This window comes from Pantoea alhagi (assembly GCF_002101395.1).
Taxonomy (GTDB): Bacteria; Pseudomonadota; Gammaproteobacteria; order Enterobacterales; family Enterobacteriaceae; genus Mixta; species Mixta alhagi.
In genome coordinates, this window is sequence record NZ_CP019706.1 from 117,834 (window position 1) to 138,802 (window position 20,969).

17 protein-coding genes are annotated in these 20,969 nt (G+C 54.5%); 10 read left to right on the forward strand and 7 right to left on the reverse strand.

Translation table 11 applies throughout. The annotated features are described in order from the left end of the window. Positions 1-55: 55 nt before the first annotated feature. The 3 genes from moeA to B1H58_RS00515 are packed head-to-tail and all read left to right on the forward strand — an operon-like array spanning position 56 to position 3,699. Positions 56-1,291: a molybdopterin molybdotransferase MoeA gene (gene moeA, locus B1H58_RS00505; RefSeq protein ID WP_085067477.1), complete on the forward strand. Its 1,236-nt coding sequence runs from the start codon at positions 56-58 to the stop codon at positions 1,289-1,291. Position 1,292: 1 nt separating this feature from the next. After that, complete coding sequence (moeB, locus tag B1H58_RS00510; RefSeq protein ID WP_085067478.1) at positions 1,293-2,057, forward strand: molybdopterin-synthase adenylyltransferase MoeB; 765 nt, start codon at positions 1,293-1,295, stop codon at positions 2,055-2,057. 49 nt (positions 2,058-2,106) lie between these two features. After that, a complete protein-coding gene (locus B1H58_RS00515; RefSeq protein ID WP_085067479.1) occupies positions 2,107-3,699 on the forward strand; it encodes a sensor domain-containing diguanylate cyclase in 1,593 nt (530 codons plus the stop codon). A gap of 68 nt (positions 3,700-3,767) precedes the next feature. Here the strand turns inward: B1H58_RS00515 and B1H58_RS00520 are convergent, their stop codons facing one another. The 6 genes from B1H58_RS00520 to mntR all read right to left on the reverse strand — a co-directional run bounded on the left by B1H58_RS00520 (position 3,768) and on the right by mntR (position 12,432). Next, positions 3,768-5,360: an ABC-F family ATPase gene (locus B1H58_RS00520; RefSeq protein WP_085067480.1), complete on the reverse strand. Its 1,593-nt coding sequence runs from the start codon at positions 5,358-5,360 to the stop codon at positions 3,768-3,770. Between the two features lie 205 nt (positions 5,361-5,565). Further along, complete coding sequence (locus B1H58_RS00525; protein WP_085067481.1) at positions 5,566-7,062, reverse strand: sugar porter family MFS transporter; 1,497 nt, start codon at positions 7,060-7,062, stop codon at positions 5,566-5,568. A gap of 394 nt (positions 7,063-7,456) precedes the next feature. After that, on the reverse strand, positions 7,457-8,998 hold the full coding sequence (locus B1H58_RS00530; RefSeq protein WP_085067482.1) for an efflux transporter outer membrane subunit: 1,542 nt from the start codon (positions 8,996-8,998) through the stop codon (positions 7,457-7,459). Position 8,999: 1 nt separating this feature from the next. Continuing rightward, on the reverse strand, positions 9,000-10,568 hold the full coding sequence (locus tag B1H58_RS00535) for a DHA2 family efflux MFS transporter permease subunit (protein WP_085067483.1): 1,569 nt from the start codon (positions 10,566-10,568) through the stop codon (positions 9,000-9,002). Beyond that, positions 10,565-11,689 (reverse strand): HlyD family secretion protein, encoded by a 1,125-nt coding sequence (locus B1H58_RS00540; protein ID WP_208615331.1) that lies wholly within the window; start codon positions 11,687-11,689, stop codon positions 10,565-10,567. The genes B1H58_RS00535 and B1H58_RS00540 overlap by 4 nt, the downstream gene beginning before the upstream one ends. 281 nt (positions 11,690-11,970) lie before the next feature. After that, positions 11,971-12,432 carry a manganese-binding transcriptional regulator MntR gene (gene mntR / locus B1H58_RS00545; protein WP_085067485.1) on the reverse strand — a complete coding sequence of 154 codons (462 nt, stop codon included), beginning with the start codon at positions 12,430-12,432 and terminating at the stop codon, positions 11,971-11,973. Positions 12,433-12,701: 269 nt separating this feature from the next. On the opposite strand from mntR, the gene B1H58_RS00550 reads away from it, so the two are divergent. Then, positions 12,702-12,893 carry a hypothetical protein gene (locus B1H58_RS00550; protein ID WP_085067486.1) on the forward strand — a complete coding sequence of 64 codons (192 nt, stop codon included), beginning with the start codon at positions 12,702-12,704 and terminating at the stop codon, positions 12,891-12,893. A 117-nt stretch (positions 12,894-13,010) separates the two neighbouring features. On the opposite strand, the gene ompX is transcribed toward B1H58_RS00550, so the two are convergent. Next, positions 13,011-13,523: an outer membrane protein OmpX gene (gene ompX, locus B1H58_RS00555; protein ID WP_085067487.1), complete on the reverse strand. Its 513-nt coding sequence runs from the start codon at positions 13,521-13,523 to the stop codon at positions 13,011-13,013. A 389-nt stretch (positions 13,524-13,912) separates the two neighbouring features. Here ompX and rhtA point away from each other — a divergent pair, with 389 nt between their 5' ends. From rhtA to ybiO, 6 genes are all read left to right on the forward strand, one after another. Further along, positions 13,913-14,824 (forward strand): threonine/homoserine exporter RhtA, encoded by a 912-nt coding sequence (rhtA, locus tag B1H58_RS00560; RefSeq protein WP_157130125.1) that lies wholly within the window; start codon positions 13,913-13,915, stop codon positions 14,822-14,824. A gap of 378 nt (positions 14,825-15,202) precedes the next feature. Then, a complete protein-coding gene (gene dps, locus B1H58_RS00565; RefSeq protein ID WP_085067488.1) occupies positions 15,203-15,706 on the forward strand; it encodes a DNA starvation/stationary phase protection protein Dps in 504 nt (167 codons plus the stop codon). 335 nt (positions 15,707-16,041) lie between these two features. Continuing rightward, entirely contained in the window at positions 16,042-16,788 is a 747-nt protein-coding gene (glnH, locus tag B1H58_RS00570; protein ID WP_085067489.1) for a glutamine ABC transporter substrate-binding protein GlnH, read from the forward strand. Positions 16,789-16,884: 96 nt separating this feature from the next. Continuing rightward, a complete protein-coding gene (glnP, locus tag B1H58_RS00575; RefSeq protein WP_085067490.1) occupies positions 16,885-17,544 on the forward strand; it encodes a glutamine ABC transporter permease GlnP in 660 nt (219 codons plus the stop codon). Continuing rightward, a complete protein-coding gene (gene glnQ / locus B1H58_RS00580) occupies positions 17,541-18,263 on the forward strand; it encodes a glutamine ABC transporter ATP-binding protein GlnQ (protein ID WP_085067491.1) in 723 nt (240 codons plus the stop codon). The genes glnP and glnQ overlap by 4 nt, the downstream gene beginning before the upstream one ends. 421 nt (positions 18,264-18,684) lie before the next feature. Beyond that, entirely contained in the window at positions 18,685-20,964 is a 2,280-nt protein-coding gene (gene ybiO, locus B1H58_RS00585) for a mechanosensitive channel protein (protein WP_085067492.1), read from the forward strand. Positions 20,965-20,969 lie beyond the last annotated feature (5 nt).

The following is a 20,969-nucleotide window of genomic DNA, read 5'->3' on the forward strand; positions in this document are numbered from 1 at the left end:
TCAGGGCATTTCGCGCCATAATAGGCGTTATCTGTAGGTTCTGGCCGGAGGCCAAATGGAAAGTTTTACTGCGGGATTGATCTCCCTTGAAGAGGCCCGGCAAAAAATGCTGGACCGGCTCTCCCCTCTTAGCGAGAGCGAAACCCTGTCGGTCTACGCTGCTGCCGGGCGGATTACCGCCGCTCCGGTTATTTCACCGCTCAACGTTCCGCCATTCGATAACTCGGCGATGGACGGCTATGCGGTGCGTATGGCGGATATTGCACGCGGCGAAGCGCTGCCGTTGGCTGGCAAAGCCTTTGCCGGCGCTCCCTTTAGCGGCGAATGGCCCGCAGGCAGCTGTATTCGCATTATGACCGGCGCGCCGGTGCCGGAAGGCACGGAGGCGGTGATCATGCAGGAGCAGACCACAACGCAAGGCGAACGTATCCGTTTTACCGCTGAGGTTAAAGCGGGACAAAACATTCGTCGCGCCGGAGAAGATATTCGTCAGGGCGACAGCGTGCTGGCGGCGGGCGTGCGCCTCGGGGCTGCCGAACTGCCGCTGATCGCGTCGCTGGGCATCGGCGAGGTTGAGGTAGTGCGTCGGCTGCGGGTCGCCATTTTTTCTACCGGCGATGAGCTACAGCCGCCAGGTCAGCCACTGGCGGCCGGACAAATTTATGACACTAACCGCTTTGCCGTACGGCTGATGCTGGACCAGCTGGGGTGCGAAGTGATCGATCTCGGCATTATTCGCGACGACCCGCAGGCGTTGCGCGCCGTCTTTATTGAGGCTGACCGCGAGGCGGATGTGGTGATCAGCAGCGGCGGCGTCTCGGTGGGTGAGGCAGATTACACCAAAGCGATACTGGACGAACTGGGTGCCATTACGTTCTGGAAACTGGCGATTAAGCCAGGCAAACCTTTCGCCTTTGGGCGGCTGAGCAACAGCTGGTTCTGCGGCCTGCCTGGCAATCCGGTTTCCGCCGCTGTGACCTTCTATCAGCTGGTACAGCCGCTGCTGGCGAAGCTGAGCGGTCAGCAGCGCGCCGCCCTGCCGCCGCGTCAGCGCGCTCGTGCCGCTACGCACCTGAAGAAAACGCCTGGCCGCCTCGACTTTCAGCGCGGTATCTTCAGCCGTGGCGAAAATGGCGAACTGCAGGTAGTCACCACCGGTCATCAGGGCTCGCACGTATTCAGCTCTTTCAGCCAGGCCAACTGCTTTATTGTGCTGGAGCGCGAACGCGGCCATGTCGAGCCGGGCGAATGGGTAGAGATCGAGCCTTTTAATCACCTGCTGGGAGGCTGACATGCTGCCGGAGCTGAGCGATAGCGAAACCCTGCGTTATAACCGACAGATCGTGCTGCGCGGCTTTGACTTTGATGGTCAGGAGCGGCTGAAAGCATCGAGCGCGCTGGTGGTAGGTCTGGGCGGGCTGGGCTGCGCCGCCAGCCCTTATCTGGCCTCGGCGGGCATCGGCACGCTGACGCTGCTCGATTTTGACGTCGTTTCCCTCTCTAACCTGCAGCGTCAGGTGTTGCACAGCGATGCAGAGATCGGCGAAGCGAAAGTCGAGTCGGCCCGGCGACGGCTGGCGCAAATTAATCCGCTGACCCAGCTACGCACCGTCAATGCCCGGCTGGATGATGAGGCGCTGGATGCGCTGGTGGCGCAGCATCAGGTGGTGCTGGACTGTAGCGATAACGTCGCCACGCGCGAACAGCTGAATCGCCTCTGTTGGCAGCGGCGGATCCCGCTGGTGTCGGGGGCCGCAATACGTATGGAAGGCCAGATCAGCGTTTTTAGCTGGCAGGATGAAACGCTGCCCTGCTACCGCTGTATCAGCCGTCTGTTCGGCAGCGATACCCTGAGCTGCGTGGAAGCGGGGGTGATGGCCCCGCTGGTTGGCGTAATCGGTTCGCTGCAGGCGATGGAAGCGATTCGTCTGCTGACGCACTACGGGGCGGCCGCCTCCGGGAAGCTGCTGATGTATGATGCCATGACGCTGCAGTTCCGGGAAATGAAGGTGGCAAAAGATCCTGCCTGTGAAGTATGCGGCACCGCTTCCTGTTAATTAAAGTTGGTTATTCAGCAGCTTCCCTTTCCCTGGCTATAGTTGAAACATGGAAAATGGAAATGCGCCCCAGGCGCAGGCGTTGAATAAAGCAGACAGCGAAAGCCGTGCTGCAAAACCAGTGCTGCGTCAGATGATGCTGGTCTTTCTGCTGGTTATCAGCAGCGCGGTAATCGCGATCAACGGCTGGAGCCTGTGGAGCAGCTGGCAACGAACGCTCCATCTTACCGAGGAAAACGCGCGTAACCTGTCGGTGTCGCTTGCGCGTCAGGCGGAAGATACCTTTCTGCAAATCGACCTGACCCTGCAGGATGTGCGCGATCGCATTAACCAGGGCGGGATTGAGCAGCAGGCCGCTAATCTGCATCAGCTGCTGATGGCGCGAAAAGCCGCTCTGCCTCCGCTGGACAGCATTGTGATTTATCACGCTTCCGGCTATCCCGCGCTCTCTTCCTCCCCGGTGACGCTATCGAAAACCAGCGTCGCCGATCGGGAATATTTCCGTTTTCATCAACGTTCACCCGACAGCAAACTGCATATCGGCGACGTGGTGCGCAGTCGTGTTAGCGGCAATATGGTGATCCCGGTGACCGAACGCCTGAGTAATCCCGACGGCACCTTTCGCGGCGTGGTGATGGCCTCGATTCGCCTCGATTATTTCCGCCAGGTTTATGATTATTACAACCTGGGCGAACGCGATCTGATGGCGCTCATGAAAGCGGATGCTAACCTGGTCTATATTCGCCCCTACAGCGAAGCGCTGATTAATCGCAATATCTCCCTTAGCCCGTTGTTTACCCAGCTGTTAACCACGACCGCCAGCGGGGCCGCCATTTATCGCGCAGCAGTTGATGGCAGGCCGCGCATTTTCGGCTATGCCCGGCTGACCAATTATCCGCTGGTCGTAACCGCAGGCTACGATTTGCAGGAGGTGCGACAGGACTGGATCGCGGATTCCATCGGCTTTGTTTTGCTCAACCTGGTTCTGCTGGCGTTGCTGTTTCTGCTCGGCTTTATCGTACTGCACCATATCCGCCTGAATCTGCATAATCAGCTGGAGTTAACCAGGGTACGCGATCAGCTCACCCATATGAACCGCACCCTACAGAACATGGCGCTGGTGGATGGGCTCACCGGGCTGGCAAACCGCCGTCAGCTGGACTGGTTTATCCCCAGAGCGATGGAGCGCGCAATAAAGCTGCATACGCCGTTAACCATTGTGCTTATCGATGTCGATTCGTTTAAGGCCTATAACGATACCTATGGTCATCAGGCGGGCGATGCCTGCCTGCGTAACGTAGCCGATTGTTTGAACCGCCTGCCGCTGCGTCATGATGAGCTGATTGCCCGTTACGGTGGCGAAGAATTCATGCTGGTACTGACGGATAAAACACAGCCGGAAGCGCACCTTATTGCCATGCAGGCGGTGCGCGCAGTAGCGTCGCTCAGGATGCCGCATCAGGCAAGCAGCGTGGAGGAGAAGGTCGTCACCATCAGTATTGGCATGCACTGGCAGCCACGGGTGTTCGCCGGGGTTTTACCCGCAGAATTTATCGACAAGGCGGACGAAGCCCTTTATCAGGCGAAACGTCGGGGGAAAAACCGGGTCTGGATGAGCAATATGCCGCCGACGGCAGGATAAAAGTAAGGCCGCCATTTCGGCGGCCCTGAGTCGGCATTTTGGCACCAGTTGAGCTGGCGCCTCAGCGCTTACTGAACGCCTTTGCTGCGCAGATAATCTTCATAGCTGCCGCTGAAGTCGATGACTTTCTCCGCTGTAATTTCCAGCACGCGTGTCGCCAGCGAGCTAACAAATTCACGGTCGTGAGAAACAAAGATCAGCGTACCCGGATAGATCTCCAGCGCCATGTTCAGCGACTCGATCGATTCCATATCCAGGTGGTTAGTCGGCTCATCCATAATCAGGATATTGGGGCGTTCCATCATCAGCTTGCCAAACAGCATGCGGCCCTTTTCACCACCCGACAGCACTTTCACCGGCTTTTTGATCTCATCCTGACCAAAGAGCAAACGGCCCAGCACGCTGCGCACCGCCTGTTCATCGTCGCCTTCCTGCTTCCACTGGCTCATCCAGTCAAACACATTCAGATCGGTATCAAACTCTTCCGCGTGATCCTGCGCATAATAACCAATGCGCACGTTCTCAGACCATTTCACCGTACCGCTGTCAGGCTGTAAATCGCCCACCAGGGTTTTCAGCAGCGTGGTTTTACCCACGCCGTTGGTGCCCAGTACCGCCAGCTTTTCGCCGACTTCCAGCAGCAGATTCAGATCGCGGAACAGCGGGCCGTTATCGAAGCCTTTGGTCAATGCTTCCACTTCCAGCGCGTTGCGGAACAGCTTTTTATCCTGCTCAAAACGGATAAACGGATTCTGACGGCTGGAGGCCTTGACCTCGTCCAGCTTGATTTTATCGATCTGTTTGGCGCGGGAAGTAGCCTGACGCGATTTAGAGGCGTTGGCACTAAAGCGGCTAACAAATGACTGCAGCTCGGCGATCTGCGCCTTTTTCTTGGCGTTATCAGATAGCAGACGCTCACGCGCCTGGGTGGCGGCGGTCATATATTCATCGTAGTTGCCAGGATAGATACGCAGCTCGCCGTAATCGAGATCCGCCATATGCGTGCAGACCATGTTCAGGAAGTGACGGTCATGCGAAATGATGATCATCGTGCTGTTGCGGTCGTTCAGCACCTGCTCCAGCCAGCGGATGGTATCGATATCCAGGTTGTTGGTTGGCTCATCCAGCAGCAGAATATCCGGGTTCGAGAACAGCGCCTGCGCCAGCAGTACGCGCAGCTTCCAGCCCGGCGCCACTTCGCTCATCAGACCGTAGTGCTGCTCAAGCGGGATCCCCACGCCCAGCAGCAACTCACCGGCGCGCGCTTCGGCGGTGTATCCGTCCATTTCGCCATACAGCACTTCCAGATCGGCGACTTTATAGCCATCCTCTTCGCTCATTTCCGGCAGCGCATAGATACGATCGCGCTCCTGCTTTACCTGCCACAGCTCATCGTGTCCCATAATCACCGTATCCAGCACGCTGAATTTTTCAAACGCGAACTGGTCCTGGCGCAGCTTACCGATACGCTCATTCGGGTCACAAGAGACGTTGCCGGCGGACGGCATTAAGTCGCCGCCCAGAATCTTCATAAAGGTTGATTTACCGCTACCGTTCGCGCCGATCAGACCGTAACGGTTGCCGCCGCCAAACTTAACGGAGATATTTTCAAACAGCGGTTTGCTGCCAAACTGCATGGTAACGTTGCTGGAAACTAGCACAGGGATTGCCTTACTTATGCGGGGAAGAGTCCCGTTATAGTTCACATAACAGGGGAGTTAACGCTATGCGCTGACTCGGGCCGTGCCTGAGATGCAGCGGTTCGTTGCCTGCCTGCTGTTGAATTATTTCAGGGAATAACGAAATTTGGCGGGCATTGTGCCATAAAAAAAGGCTGGCGAATACCGCCAGCCTTGCGTAACCCCATTAGCTACCGTGCTGTTCCGCCTTGTGCCTGGTCGGCGCAGGCAGCGGAGGCGTTTCACGATCGGGTGAAAGCCAGTCGCGCAGATAGTGTTCAATCTGCTCCAGGCTGCGGTTGCGCGTTTCCGGGATACAGTTAAGCACAAAGATCGCGCCGCCGATGCCGATAGCGCCGAAGATAAAGAAAGCGCCTGCCAGGCCCACCGATGCCAGCATCACCGGGAACATTAGTGAGATAAGGAAATTGGCGATCCACATGGCGAATACCGCGCCGCCCATAAAAATACCACGCAGGCGCGTCGGGAAAATTTCTGACAGCAGCAGCCAGGTCACCGGCGACAGCGCCCCCTGCTGGAAGCAAAGAAACATCAGCATGCCCAGCAGCACCATATAGCTACGCAGCATATCGGGCTGGCCGTTAAGGGTTTCCGGCATCAGCCAGCTTACCGCGCCGATAAAGAACAGACAGGCGGTACAGCCAAACTGTCCGATCATAGTCATGGTGCGACGGCCAATTTTCCCCAGCAGCCAGATGCCGACAAAAGTCATCAGCACCGAAATGACGCCATTGGCGATAGTGGCAAACAGCGCGGCACTGTTGCTCATGCCGACGCTGGTTAATACCGTCGGCGCATAGTACATAATGGTATTGACGCCGGTCAGCTGCTGGATCACCGCCACGCCGATACCGATCAGAAACAGCTTAAACAGCCAGGGCTGTTTCAGCTCGCGCAGCCGTGGTTTTCCCTGATTTTCCTGCTCCTGCAGCGTCTCTTCGATTTCAGTGAGTTCCCATTCAACATCCTCTTTGGCACGGGTACGCTCCAGCACGCGGCGCGCTTCCGCCAGGCGACCTTTCATCGCATACCAGCGCGGCGTATCGGGCATAAACATCATGCCGAACCACAGCAGTACCGCCGGTAAGGTAGCCACCGCCAGCATCCAGCGCCAGGTATCCGCCCCGCCCCAGATAGCGTCAAAGGAGGCGTTAGAGATATAGGCCAGCATCTGACCGGAAACGATCATCAGCTCCTGTAAGGTTACCAGTTGACCGCGCTTATTCGCCGGAGCGATTTCAGCGATATAAACCGGCACCGTCGCCGCCGCACCACCGACCGCAACGCCCAGCACCAGACGGAAGAAGATCATCCAGTTAACGTCTGGCGCCAGCGAGGTTCCCAGAGCGCCAATGGCAAAGATTACTGCCAGCACCAGAATGATTTTTCGGCGTCCGGCGGCAGAGGCGAAATGTCCGGCCAGCAGCGCGCCAAAGGCGGCGCCGAACAGCAGCGAACTGGTCACCAGTCCGGTGGTGAAAGGTGTGAGATGCAGTTCGTCGCCCATAAACAGCAGCGCGCCGGAAATAACCCCGGTATCGTAGCCAAACAGCAATCCGCCCAGCGTTGCGACCATTGCGATCACTTTAACGAAGGGTTCAGCGGGTGTGCTGCTGTTTGGCCCCGAGGCCTTGCTCAGCGTAATGTATTGTTCTTTTGGCATAGTGACTCCAGCAACCTGGTTGAAGTGGAAATCCGATCTGCGCCCTGCTGACAGAACACAAACCTTTCACAGTACAACATAGATTATTTTTTTCATTTCAAATAATAGTGAAACACCAATTTTGTGGAGGGAGTCATAATCTTCGGTCTGAAGGCTGATCATGGTCACACTATTCCGTTTGCAGAGTTGTTAAATCCCTGCAAAAACCGTTACTGGCGTTAACGGCATACGTTTCGTTTTAAGAAAAAAAGGAAATGTTTATTTTAAATTATACTGCGCGGCGGGCTATGGACAAACAGCGCAGAAAAAAGCCGTCAGGTGAGTACTGACGGCCTGAGATGCATAACGCAGGCGACGACACCCCTTTGTTTTGGTATCCCTGCGCATTAAGCGGTTAACCGGCAGGCGTCGCCGGACCAAACACGTTGAATTGCGGCAAGGCGACGTTTTGATAATTTTCCCAGCCGCCGCCAAGCGCTTTATAGAGCGCGACCAAATCCAGGCTGCTTTGTACGCGCGCCTGCTCCGCCTGCTGTTTTGCCTGCGCCAGCTGACGCTGCGCATCCAGCACCTCAAGGAAGGTAGAGAGACCTTTTTTATAGCTGTCGCTGGCCAGATCAAAGCTGCTCTGCAGGGCGCTAACGGTTTCATCCATCTGCGTTGCCCGCTCCTGATCGGTACGGTAGCTGACCAGCGCATTTTCCACATCCTGCAGCGCGGTTAGCACCGTTTGCCGATAGTTTAATGCAGAGCTGGCCTGCCGGGCGCGGGTAAGCTTCACGCTGGAGACCAGCCTGCCCCCCTGAAAAACAGGAATCGACAGCGCCGGGCCATAGCTGTAAAAGTGGCTGCTCCAGTTATCCAGATAGCTGGCGTCAGTATTGCGCACGCCCAGCTGGCCGGTTAATGAGAGGCTGGGGAAAAGCTGCGCAACCGACACGCCGATATTTGCCGTCGCGGCATGCAGATTAGCTTCCGCCTGACGAATATCGGGACGACGGCGCGCCAGCGTTGAGGGAATGCCTACCGGCACGGCGGCAGGCAGCGCGGGCAGCGCTTTTTCGGCGCTCAGTTCGCTATCCAGCGCGCCGGGCGGTTTGCCCATCAGCACCGCCAGCCCGTTCATCGCCTGACGCGCCTGCGCCTGATACTGCGGCAGCTGAGCGCGTAGCGAGCTAAGCTGCGCGCGGGCGTTTTCCACATCCAGCTGCGGCGCAAGGCCGTTACGCTGCTGGCTTTGCGTCAGCTCCAGCGTCTGCTGCGCCACATCTATCTGGGTTTGCAGCGTGCGCGTTATCGCCTGCGCGCCGCGCAGCTGCAGATAAGCGCGCGCGACTTCAGCCTGCAGCGAAACCAGCGCATCGTTGCGGCTCTCTATCGACTCCTGTTGTTGTGCTGTGGCAGCTTCTGTCTGCCGACGTACTTTGCCCCACAGATCCAGCTCCCAGGAGGCGTCAAAACTGCCCTGGTAGAGATTAATCGGCTGCGTCAGGCTATCCAGCGAGGAGCGCAATTCAGGCGCATATTCATCTATCTGATCATAAGCGCCGTTGGCTTCCAGCACGCCTTTTGCGCCCAGCTGCTGACGTCTTGCAGATACATTGCCGTTAACGGCAGGCAACAGTCCGCCGCGCGCCTGCGCCAGCTGCTCCCGCGCACCGGCAATGCGCAGTATCGCCTGCTGCAATGAGAGATTACCGGCAATGGCGCGGTCGATCAGGCTATTTAGCTGCGGATCATTAAAGCTGCGCCACCAGCTGGGATCGATCGCGCTGGACTGCGGCTTTGACGCCGCCGTTGAAGAGAGATCGCGCCAGCTGACAGGCATTTGAGGCCGGGGCGGCTGGTAATCGGGCCCCACCGCGCAGCCCACCAGTAGCAATGATAAAGCCAGCAGGCCAGGGCGCGAACGCATTATCCCCTGAGTAACGTTCATGTCAGTGTGCTCCTGCACTGCCTTCGCTCTTGACCGGCGAAAGCAGGAAACATAAAGGGATCAAAATAAAGGCGACAATACCCAACCCGACAAATACATCGACATAGGCCAGGATACGCGCCTGCACAATCATTTCCTGATAGAGCTGACCGGTGGCCAGCGTCAGCGGATCGCCAGCGGCCAGGGTAAAGTCGCGGATACTCTGCGCCCAGCGTTCAACGGTGATATTGAACTGCTCATTCAGTGGCGTCATGTTATGCACCAGATGCGCGCTACGTACCTGTTCGCGCTCGGTTATCGCTGCGGTAGAGAGCGAGATGCCAATCGATCCGGCGACGTTGCGGAACATGGTGAACAGCGCCGAGGCGTCGGCATTCAACCGCTGCGGAATGGTGGCAAAGGCGATAGTGGTTAATGGCACAAACAGGAACCCCAGGCCGATAGACTGGGCGCTGCGCATCAGCACCAGCGTCGCAAAGTCAACCTGCGGCGTTAAACCAGAAGAGTAGAACATCGACACCGCCAGGCAGGTAAAGCCGAAAGCGATAATCCAGCGCGTTTGCACTATCGGCATCAGCTTCAGTACCAGCGGAATAGTGAGCACGATCAGGATCGCGCCCGGCGACAGCACCAGACCGGACCAGGTCGCGGTATAGCCCAGATCCTGCTGCGCCAGTTGCGGCAGCACCACGGAGCTGCCATACAGGATCATCGCCATGCCCGCCATCAGCAGGCCGGAAACCCAGAAGTTACGATCACGTAACACACCGATTTCCACCACCGGCTTACGCGCATACATCAGCCAGTAAATCGCGCCGGTCAGGCCAATCAGGGTCATCACGCCGAAAAACTGAATAAAATGCGAGGCGAACCAGTCTTCATCTTCGCCGCGATCCAGCATGACCTGCAAACAGCCGAGACCTAATGTAATCAGGCTGATGCCGATATAATCGATGGTTAATTTACCTTTGGCCCAGCGCCGCTCCCACGGCGGATCTTCCAGCAGTTGATAGATCGCCAGCGTAGCGAGGATGCCCACCGGCACGTTAATAAAGAAGACCCAGCGCCAGCTGTAGTTATCCGTAATCCAGCCGCCCAGCGTCGGCCCTATCACCGGCGCCACAATAATCGCAATGGAGGAGAGGCCGAACGCCTTACCGCGATCTTCCGCCTTAAAGTAATCCAGCAGCACCGACTGCTGTACCGGCTGCAGTCCGCCACCAAAAAAGCCCTGCAGAATACGGAACAGAATAATTTGCCACAGCTCCGTGGCGATGCCGCACAGAAATGAGCAGACGGTGAACATCACAATACAGATCAGAAAATATTGTTTGCGTCCAAACAGGCGGGAAAAGAAGGCGGAAATCGGTAGCACGATGCCGTTCGCCACCAGATAAGAGGTCAGTACCCAGGTTGATTCGTCGTAGCTGGAGGAGAGCGTGCCGGCAATATGCGGCAGCGCCACGTTAACGATGGTGGTATCCAGGATCTCCATGAATACCGCCAGCGTTACCGTTACCGCGACCAGCCAGGGATTACTGGCCGGCTGCCAGCTTTGACTCTGGCTCATTCCACCGTAACCTTAGGCACCACGGAGAGTCCCAGCGGCAGAGGCCTGTCTGGATCAAGCCCTTTATCAATGACAATCTTAACCGGCACGCGCTGTACGATTTTCACGAAGTTGCCGGTGGCGTTCTCCGCCGGGAAGGTAGAGAAACGTGAGCCGGAACCCATCTGAATACTGTCTACGTGCCCTTCAAGCTCCATGTCCGGCCAGGCATCCACGCTAATAGTTACCCTGTCACCCGGTTTCATGCGCTCAAGCTGTGACTCTTTAAAGTTAGCGGTTATCCAGATATCCGGCGAAACCAGTGAAAAGAGCGCGCTCCCCGCCTGCACTAACGATCCGGGCTGTACATTACGTTTGGTCACAAAGCCATCATAAGGTGCCCGTACTTCACTATAAGAGAGATTCAGCTCGGCAACATTGAGCTGCGCCTGAGCCTGCTCAACCTGGCGACGTCGCGCTTCAACATTGGTCTCCTGCTGACGGATCTGCAATGCCACCTGCGAGGCCACTTCGACCTGCGCCTTCGCACTTTGCAGCTGCGCCTGGGCAGAACGCAGCTGAGCGCTGGCGGTATCAATATTACGTTGTGAAGTTGCCCGTGGATCAACGCCGCGCAACCGGCGATAGTCCGACTGAGCATTGAGCAGATTGGCTTCGGCCTGCGCCTGCTGCGCCAGCGCCTGATCGCGCTGCGCCGGATACTCTACTTTTGCCAGCGCCAGCTGTGCTTCGGCCTGATGCAACTGCGCCTGCGCCAGGCCCAGCTGTGCTTTCGCCTGATCGCGCTGCGCCTGTGTATCACGCGGGTCAATCACCAACAGCAGATCCCCTTTTTTAACCCGCTGATTATCGTTAACCAGTAGTTTCACCGCATAACCGGAAGTTTTTGCAGCAATAGTGACCGCATTGCCTTCGGTAAAGGCATCGTCTGTGGTCTCTTCATTTCGCGTGGATAGCCAGAAGAAAAGCGCCACGATAATCATCACCACGACCACCACGCCTAAAATAATCAGCGGTTTTTTCCCAGGGCGTTTACGCGGTTGTTCTTGTTCCTGCTGGCCTTCGTCATGGTCCTGATGCGTTTTATCATTACTGCCCGACGTATCGTTTGAATGAGTCATAGGTTCCATTTTCCTGCAGTACCAATCCTGAACTTACGATTTGAGATTAGCCATAGAAGTAAAAATTACAAATGCCAGGATTAATTGACAAACTGAGTGTAGCGGGAAATGGGCAGGGATAAAGTAAAGAAGCCGTATTAATGATCGGCAAAAAAGGTAGCGGAGCGCTTAATCAAGCGCGGCGCTGAAAACGCGCCGCAGAAAAGCATGCTGTCAGGGTGGCCCTGAATAGTGCGGTACCAACGGAGATTGCCGCCTGGCTGGTAGTATTGGCAGGAAAGTTACTGACGGCTCTCGTAGAACTGACGGAAAACAGTCAGGGTTTCATCACTGACGTGGTGTTCAATTCCTTCGGCGTCGCGTCGTGCGGTATCGGGGCTGATGCCCAACGCCAGCAGAAACGTCTCAACCACATGGTGACGCGCCCGACTCTCTTCAGCCAGCTTCTCCCCTTCACTGGTTAAAAAGACGCCGCGATAGGGTACCTGTTCTACCAGGCCTACGCTTCCGAGGCGCTTCAGCATTTTCGCTACGGTAGGCTGCGATACGCCCAGGCGTGCCGCCATATCGACCTGGCGCGCTTCGCCAAATTCGCGAATCAAATCTGAAATCAGCTCAACATAGTCATCGATCAACTCACGGCGATGCGCCTCGCGAACCTGTCGAAACCCTTCGACATGTTCTTCAATTTCTTTTAACGGCCCATTTATCCTGGCAGGAGCGGGCTTTGCGCGACGACTCATTCAGCTTCCTCTTATTCTTCAACCGGTCATTATCAGGCCTGCCGGTGTGTTGGCGCATCATTGTAAACCATCAGCAAAGAAGCACAAATTTTAGCTGATTAGCATTGGCTAAAGGATATAGCCAGTGCTATATTTGTAGATAAAGTAGTCAGCCAGTATTAACAGCGGAGGAGCCAAAATGAACGAGCCTTACCTGTTGCTGTTAATGTTTCTGCTGTTTATCGCAGGGCTGTGTCTCTTAATTGTCAGACGTTAATCGGGAGGTTCCCATGAACACAACAAAACACTGTCTGGACTGTGGCAGATGTGTTCAGCGCACGCGCCAGGCGAATATGAGCTGGAGAGGTATCCTCTGCTTGCTGACACAATCGCCTTTTCGTCTGCGCCTGATGCTGCTGGAACGTTTGACAGGCGAATGCGCGGAAAGCGCTAACTGCCCACGTTTAATCTGGCGCGGCTAAACGCGCGGCGGTACGCTGCACATACCGGCTTTATCTGAAAAGAATATTTTTGTAGATAACAGCCATAAAAAAACGGCCCTTCAGAGGGCCGTTTTTGTTATCCTGCCAGCGGCAAGATTAGAAGCTGTAGCCAACGCCTGCAATCCAGGTGCCAACGTCAACGTTGCGGATACGGCTCTGCTCGTAGCCTACGTCGATAGCGAAGCTTTCATACGGGTTGAACTGCAGGCCAGCACCGTAAGAGAAGCCAACATCGCTGGTGTCGGACTTGTTACGTACAGCCTGTTCGTTCTGCTGGAATTTACCGTAGCCGATACCTACTACGCCGTAGATGCTGGCCCAGTCGTTCAGACGGTAAGCCGGACCACCGGTGATGCCGTAGTACTGGCCTTTGTTGTAAAAGCCATCTTCGCTACGATCTTTCTCGGTGTAGGTGAAAGAACCGATCCAACCCAGCGGGTTAGAGCCATCTTCGTAACGATATTTCAGGTTGAAGCCGTTAGCTTTATTAGCAACGCCCTGCATATCGCTCTGAGCGTAACCGCCAGTAACGGTGCTTTGAGCCATTGCGGAACCGGCAGATACAGCCAGTACACAAGCCAGTGCTGAAAGACATGCAATTTTTTTCATAACCACCTCAAATGTGATAGTACTTCTCTCCTGACAACGCTGAAAATATAACAAAACTTAGCGGGAAACTCTGCCTCGAAATGGTTGTCTAACCGATAGTTTGGTGTAACAGAAAGTTAATGAAATTTTCTATATCATTCTTTTTTCTTATGAATTTCAGCTTTACGACCCTCTGAATTCTACGATCAAAAAAAGGTTCATTAAGATTGTTCTTAAATAAACCTGACGTTTCTTTACGTAAAAACGCCCTTTCTGGTTAATAATCGCCCGCTTCGCACGCTTACTTTTAGACATAAAGCGCAAAATTTCCTCTCGCCGATGACTTTTTTTAGCCTGACTGTACACTGTTGACTCTTAACATCTGATGGATATTTAAGGCGGATTACAGGATGTCTCTGCGCGCTTTGCAAAAAAATCTTCTTTCTTCACACACTATCATGCCGATAATGGTAATTCTGATCGCCATGATCTCTATACAGTGTGGCGCGGCGCTGGCAAAAACGTTGTTTCCCACTGCGGGCGCAACCGGTATTACCGCGCTGCGTCTGGGTATCGGCACGCTTATTCTTAGCCTGATCTTTAAACCCTGGCGGTTACGCTTTTCCCCACAGCAGCGCAAGGCGCTGATTTTGTATGGCGTTGCGCTGGGTGCCATGAACTATCTGTTCTATCTCTCTATTCGTACTGTTCCGCTTGGTGTGGCGGTTGCGCTGGAGTTTACCGGTCCGCTGACGCTGGCGCTGATTGGTTCACGCCGGGCGACTGATTTTATCTGGATTTTGCTGGCAGTGCTCGGGCTCTGGTGGCTGCTGCCGCTGGGCCACAGCTTTAGCCATGTTGATCCGACCGGCGCGGCGCTGGCAATCGCTGCCGGCGCCTGCTGGGCAGTTTATATATTGGCTGGCCAGCGCGCTGGCGCAGATCACGGTCCGGCAACGGTGGCGATGGGATCGATTATTGGCTCGCTGATTTTTGTGCCGCTGGGATTAACCTTTGCCGCCGACACCATTTGGCAGCTCTCTATCCTGCCGGTGGCGTTTGCGGTAGCGGTACTTTCCAGCGCCCTGCCCTATTCCCTGGAGATGATGGCGCTGACAAGGTTGCCTGCGCGCACTTTCGGTACTTTGATGAGCCTGGAGCCAGCAATGGCAGCAATCTCTGGCATGCTGTTTCTTAACGAATTACTGACGCTGATGCAGTGGCTGGGATTACTGGCAATTATCATTGCCTCGGCGGGTTCTACCATTACCAGCCGCCCGCGTCATGCCGTTGTAACGGAAAGCGGAAAAATAACAGAGTAGTGTGGCTACGAATATTCTTATTTAGCCTGACTTAACAGGCTGAATAAGGGTCTGTTTATTATTTTTGTAATATTCTTAAGGCCGTGATGAAATTATCTTGTTTATATTTTGTTATATTTCATAAAATTTATTCTCAATATCTCCCGCCTGTACAACATGAAAAATAACCTTTTAAATTCATGTAGTTAAATAATTCAATCTTTGCGCATGCCATTTTCTCTGTTGGTTCACTGACCAAAGCGCTAAAAAATTTCTTTACCCAACAGTTTGATAAGCGCTATCTGTTCAATAGGCAGTAACTTTCCTGCAGCCTCTAAATCCGGTGCTATACTTAATTCCGTGCTTAATTAGGACATACGACATTAGAGGATATTAATGATGAGTACCGCAAAACTGGTAAAAAACACATCTTCCGATCTGATCTACACCCGTAATGACGTGGCAGAGAGTGAGAAAAAAGCCACCATCGAGGTACTTAATCGTCTGGTTGTTGAATTCATCGACCTGTCGCTGATCACTAAGCAGGCGCACTGGAATATGCGTGGCGCTAACTTTATTGGCGTACACGAGATGCTGGACGGCTTCCGTACTACGATCACCGACCACCAGGATACCATGGCAGAACGTGTGGTACAGCTGGGGGGCGTGGCGTTGGGTACCGCACAGGTAGTGGTAGATAAGACCCCGCTGCAGAGCTACCCGCTGAATATTCATAGCGTACAGGATCATCTGAAAGCGCTGGCAGATCGCTACGGTCTGGTAGCTAACGACGTGCGTAAAGCAATCGGCGAAGTTAAAGATGAAGACACAGCGGATATTCTTACCGCTGCGTCACGCGATCTGGACAAGTTCCTGTGGTTTATTGAATCAAACATTGAATAATCTGACATTGATTCAGCAAACAAGCGGATGGTTGCCATCCGCTTGTTTTTTGCCTTTTTAACATGTATTTATGACATATTTAACAATTTAAACACTTCACGGTTCACCTTCCCCCCTTTTTCTGGCTCAATCCCTGAGGGCATTGCACCAAATTACGTCAATGCACCAAAAAGGGTCACAACTTTAGTGCATTGGCAGAATTATCTGAATCTTTGGGCTTATCCTGTCCGTTAAGCACTGGTTTCATCCAGTGATATAAAGTTGGCATAGATTTTTCATATGACCATCAGCAACAGCGGTGCAACAGGTACCGCATCGGTAATAAGGATAAAATGATGAAGTCTGTTTTTAAGCTTTCCCTTGCTGCTTTAGCGTTAACGTTTGCCGTTTCCGCCACCGCGGCGGAGAAAAAACTGGTTGTCGCAACCGATACAGCGTTCGTCCCGTTTGAATTTAAGCAGGGCGACAAGTATGTCGGCTTCGACATTGATTTGTGGGATGCCATCGCAAAACAGCTCAACCTTTCCTATAGCCTGAAGCCGATGGATTTCAGCGGTATTATTCCTGCCCTGCAGACGCGTAATGTCGATCTCGCCCTGGCGGGCATTACCATTACCGATGAGCGTAAAAAAGCGATCGATTTTTCTGATGGCTACTACAAAAGCGGTCTGCTGGTGATGGTGAAAGCCAATAATGATGAAGTAAAAGGCATCAACGATCTTAACGGCAAAGTGGTTGCCGTGAAGAGCGGCACCGGCTCGGTTGACTATGCTAAAAAGCATATTAAAACCAAAGATCTGCGCCAGTTCCCGAACATTGATAACGCCTACATGGAGTTGGGCACCAACCGTGCGGATGCCGTGCTGCACGATACGCCAAACATCCTCTATTTTATCAACACCGCAGGCCGTGGGCAGTTTAAAGCGGTAGGCGACTCTCTTGAAGCACAGCAATATGGCATCGCCCTGCCGAAAGGAAGCGATGAACTGCGCGAGAAGATCAACGGCGCGCTGAAAACGCTGCGTGACAACGGCACCTACAATACCATCTATAAAAAATGGTTCGGCAGCGAGCCGAAATAAACCTGCAACCTGAAAGCGTTAACCACGTCAGGGATGCCTACGCATCCCTGCGTTTCTTTATTGCAACAATGACGGATTTTTTCCGGAGAAAACACCATGGAATTTGACTGGAGCGTGATCTGGCCAGCCATTCCCCTTCTGCTGGAAGGGGCCAAAATGACCCTGCTGATCTCAGTACTTGGCCTGATTGGCGGCCTGGTTATCGGCGTTATCGCCGGTTTCGCCCGCGCCTACGGCGGCTGGCTGACCAATAATATCGCGCTGGTTTTCATTGAGCTGATTCGCGGTACGCCGATTGTGGTGCAGGTGATGTTTATCTATTTTGCCCTGCCGATGGCCATACCTGACCTGCGTATCGATCCCTTCACTGCGGCGGTAGTGACGATTATCATCAACTCCGGTGCCTACATTGCGGAAATTACCCGTGGCGCGGTGCTGTCGATTAACAAAGGATTCCGGGAAGCAGGTCTGGCGCTTGGCCTGTCGCGTCGGGAAACTCTGCGCTATGTGATTATGCCGCTGGCGCTGCGCCGTATGCTGCCGCCGCTGGGCAACCAGTGGATTGTCAGTATCAAGGATACCTCGCTGTTTATCGTTATCGGCGTTGCCGAGCTGACCCGTCAGGGGCAGGAAATTATTGCCGGTAACTTCCGCGCGCTGGAAATCTGGAGTGCGGTGGCGATTATCTATTTGGTTATTACGTTGGTGTTGAGCTTCGTGCTGCGTCGCCTTGAAAAAAGGATGAAAATCCTGTGATTGAATTTAAAAACGTTTCCAAGCACTTTGGACAAACCCAGGTGCTGCACAATATCGATCTGAAGATTAATCAGGGCGAAGTGGTGGTGATTATCGGCCCATCCGGCTCGGGTAAGTCCACCCTGCTGCGTTGTATCAACAAGCTGGAGGAGATCACCAGCGGCGAGCTGATCGTCGATGGGTTAAAAGTTAACGATCCCAAAGTGGATGAGCGTCTGATTCGTCAGGAAGCGGGCATGGTTTTCCAGCAGTTTCATCTGTTTCCGCAGATGACCGCACTGGAGAATGTCGCTTTCGGTCCAATCCGGGTACGCGGCACCAAAAAAGAGGCGGCGCATCAGCTGGCGAAAACGCTGCTGGCGAAGGTTGGCCTGGCGGAGCGTGCTCACCATTATCCTTCCGAGCTATCGGGCGGTCAGCAACAGCGCGTCGCCATTGCGCGTGCGCTGGCGGTTAAGCCCAAGATGATGCTGTTTGATGAGCCGACTTCAGCGCTCGATCCAGAGCTGCGTCATGAGGTGTTAAAGGTGATGCAGAATCTGGCTGAGGAAGGGATGACGATGGTTATCGTGACGCATGAAGTGGGCTTTGCGCAACAGGTGGCTTCACGACTGATCTTTATTGATAAGGGCCGCATTGCGGAAGATGGCCCGCCCGATGCGCTGATCTCTAATCCACCCAGCGAACGTCTGCGCGAGTTTTTACAGCACGTTTCTTAATCGCACCTTTGGTCTGGCCTGTCAGACAACTGAGCAGCTGAGGCGCGGGGAGCCCAGACAGAAGAGTAAAGCGTCCCGCGCCATGGACGGCGCGGGCCGAGCTGTCAGGGATGACGTTTTTTGCGTCTTTACGATCGGCCTGGGCTCCCCGCGCAGGCACGATTTTATTACCCTGATATAACCAATCTACTGATGGTTCTCCCCTGGCTGCTGAGCCGTATGAATAAGATAACTGTCCCCGCCCTGCGTACTGGCTGTTGAGCCGTGTAAAAGGGAGAATTAACCTCTGCATGTCCTTCTCGTCCAACCATAAAAGTCATTTTCTCCGCTAGCCTGGCCTCAGGATTCAGACTATTGCCTCAGTATCAGCGTCTATACTTTTCAGGCGCTTCTGCCGTACCGGTTGCTATTGGGGAGAAAGATGTTGGGAATAAACGTCGTGTGGTGTCGTCTGCGTCAGGGAGTTCTGTGTGTATTATTGCTATGCCTGATATCGGCAGCACAGGCCGTGTCGCTGCCCGCTGCTGCCGTTGCCAGCCAGCAGGCTCAGAAACCCGCCAACGAAGCGGCAACGCATGAGCCAACCATCGAAGAGAAAAAAGCGGCCTGGCTTGCTCTGGCAACCATTCTGGAAAACGATGAGTCGCGTCAGGCGCTGATCAAACAGCTGCGTGAAGCCGCCGCCAGCCCCTCCACCACTGACGAGCCAGCGCTAACGCCGCCGGTCGCCGCCGAAGAGCAGGAAGATAAAACCGTTCTGCAAAGCATTACCGATGTCACGCGCGAATATAGCGGACAGTTCGCCGGCAGTTTTATTCGTCTTTATCACAACATTATCTCCGCGCCGCAGAAAGCCTTTAACAAGGCCACCTTCTTTAACGCGCTTAACCACTTCCTGATGCTGGCCGTGGCGCTGTTCGCCTTTTACTGGGCGATACGCATGCTGGTCACGCCGCTTTACCGGCATATGGGTCACTGGGGCCGCAAAAAAAGCAATCAGCCAGGCAGCTGGCTGCATCTGCCGTTAACCATTATCGGCGCCTTTGCGATTGATCTGCTGCTGCTGGCGCTGGCGCTGTTTGTCGGACAAATCCTTAGCAACAACCTGAATGCGGGCAGCCGCACCATTGCCTATCAGCAGGGCCTGTTCCTGAATGCCTTTGCGTTAATTGAATTCTTTAAGACAGTGCTGCGCATGATCTTCTGTCCGCGCTTTCCTGAACTACGCCCGTTTTCATTTAACGACGTGCGGGCACGCTACTGGCATACCCGCCTTAGCTGGCTTAGCGGCGTGATTGGCTATGGATTACTGGTGGTAGTGCCGATTGTCTCTAATCGGGTCAATGTGCAGACCGGCGCGCTGGTCAACGTCATTATTATGGGATTAATGACCGGCTGGGCGCTGTGGCTGATATTTCATAACCGCCGCAGCATACAGCGCGAGCTCATTGCGCTTTCCGAACGCTCGTTATCCTTTTTTACGCTGTTTATTCGCGCCTTCGCCTTTGTCTGGCACTGGATCGCCAGCGCCTACTTTATTGTGCTGTTCTTCTTCTCCATCTTTAACCCCGGCGGCAGCCTGAAATTTATGATGTCGGCGACGGTGCGCAGTCTGGTCATTATCGGCCTGGGTGCCGTTGTGTCCGGCATGCTGACGCGCTGGATCAGTAAAACCATTACCCTTTCGCCTGAGCTGCGCCGCAACTATCCAGAGCTACAAAAACGGGTGAATGGCTGGATCTCTTTTATGCTGAAAGCGGCGCGTATTCTCACGGTCTTCGCCGTGCTGCTGCTGTTGCTGAATGCCTGGCAGCTGTTCGACCTCTGGTACTGGCTTACCGTGGGCGCGGGCGAACAGCTGGTGGATGTACTGATCAGGGTATTTATGATCCTGCTCTTCTCTGCCGTAGGCTGGACCTTACTGGCCAGCCTGATAGAAAGCCGTCTCTCTTCTGATATTCACGGTCGTCCGATGCCCAGCGCACGCACGCGTACGCTGCTGACGCTGTTTCGCAATGCGCTGGCGGTGGTCATCAGCACCATTACCATCATGATATTGTTATCGGAAATCGGCGTTAATATCGCGCCGCTGCTGGCGGGGGCCGGCGCGCTGGGTCTGGCGGTCTCTTTTGGCTCGCAAACACTGGTCAAAGATATTATTACCGGGATTTTTATTCAGTTTGAAAATGGCATGAATACCGGCGATCTGGTTACCATCGGGCCGCTAACCGGCACCGTGGAACGTATGTCGATCCGCTCGGTTGGGGTGCGCCAGGATACCGGTGCTTATCATATTATTCCCTGGTCTTCGATCACCACCTTCGCCAACTTTGTCCGTGGTATTGGTTCCTTTGTGGCTAATTACGATGTCGATCGCAGCGAAGATAGCGATCGCGCTAATGCCGCGCTGCGCTCCGCCGTGGCTGAGCTGATGGCGCGTGAAGATATTCACGCCTTTATTATTGGCGAGCCAAACTTTGCCGGGCTGGTTGGGCTAACCGAGCGCGCCTTTACCGTGCGCGTATCAATTACCACTCAGCCGTTAAAGCAGTGGACGGTGCGCTTTGCGCTGGATGAGCTGGTGAAAAAACATTTTGATGCGGCAGGCATTAAGGCGCCGCGCCAGACGGTACAGGTTGTCCCATCCGGCGACGGCGGCACCGACGCGGCGGCAATAAAAAGCCTGCCGGCGCCGGAGTAAATGTC

What these genes read in the sequence shown, in the direction of transcription:
- glnH (WP_085067489.1), top strand. Translation starts at nt 16,042, where the DNA reads ATGAAGTCTGTTTTTAAGCTTTCCCTTGCTGCTTTAGCGTTAACGTTT.
- B1H58_RS00550 (WP_085067486.1), top strand. Translation starts at nt 12,702, where the DNA reads ATGAACACAACAAAACACTGTCTGGACTGTGGCAGATGTGTTCAGCGC.
- B1H58_RS00535 (WP_085067483.1), bottom strand. Translation starts at nt 10,568, where the DNA reads ATGAGCCAGAGTCAAAGCTGGCAGCCGGCCAGTAATCCCTGGCTGGTC.
- dps (WP_085067488.1), top strand. Translation starts at nt 15,203, where the DNA reads ATGAGTACCGCAAAACTGGTAAAAAACACATCTTCCGATCTGATCTAC.
- B1H58_RS00530 (WP_085067482.1), bottom strand. Translation starts at nt 8,998, where the DNA reads ATGAACGTTACTCAGGGGATAATGCGTTCGCGCCCTGGCCTGCTGGCT.
- ybiO (WP_085067492.1), top strand. Translation starts at nt 18,685, where the DNA reads ATGTTGGGAATAAACGTCGTGTGGTGTCGTCTGCGTCAGGGAGTTCTG.
- mntR (WP_085067485.1), bottom strand. Translation starts at nt 12,432, where the DNA reads ATGAGTCGTCGCGCAAAGCCCGCTCCTGCCAGGATAAATGGGCCGTTA.
- B1H58_RS00525 (WP_085067481.1), bottom strand. Translation starts at nt 7,062, where the DNA reads ATGCCAAAAGAACAATACATTACGCTGAGCAAGGCCTCGGGGCCAAAC.
- glnP (WP_085067490.1), top strand. Translation starts at nt 16,885, where the DNA reads ATGGAATTTGACTGGAGCGTGATCTGGCCAGCCATTCCCCTTCTGCTG.
- moeA (WP_085067477.1), top strand. Translation starts at nt 56, where the DNA reads ATGGAAAGTTTTACTGCGGGATTGATCTCCCTTGAAGAGGCCCGGCAA.
- ompX (WP_085067487.1), bottom strand. Translation starts at nt 13,523, where the DNA reads ATGAAAAAAATTGCATGTCTTTCAGCACTGGCTTGTGTACTGGCTGTA.
- rhtA (WP_157130125.1), top strand. Translation starts at nt 13,913, where the DNA reads ATGTCTCTGCGCGCTTTGCAAAAAAATCTTCTTTCTTCACACACTATC.
- B1H58_RS00540 (WP_208615331.1), bottom strand. Translation starts at nt 11,689, where the DNA reads ATGACTCATTCAAACGATACGTCGGGCAGTAATGATAAAACGCATCAG.
- moeB (WP_085067478.1), top strand. Translation starts at nt 1,293, where the DNA reads ATGCTGCCGGAGCTGAGCGATAGCGAAACCCTGCGTTATAACCGACAG.
- B1H58_RS00515 (WP_085067479.1), top strand. Translation starts at nt 2,107, where the DNA reads ATGGAAAATGGAAATGCGCCCCAGGCGCAGGCGTTGAATAAAGCAGAC.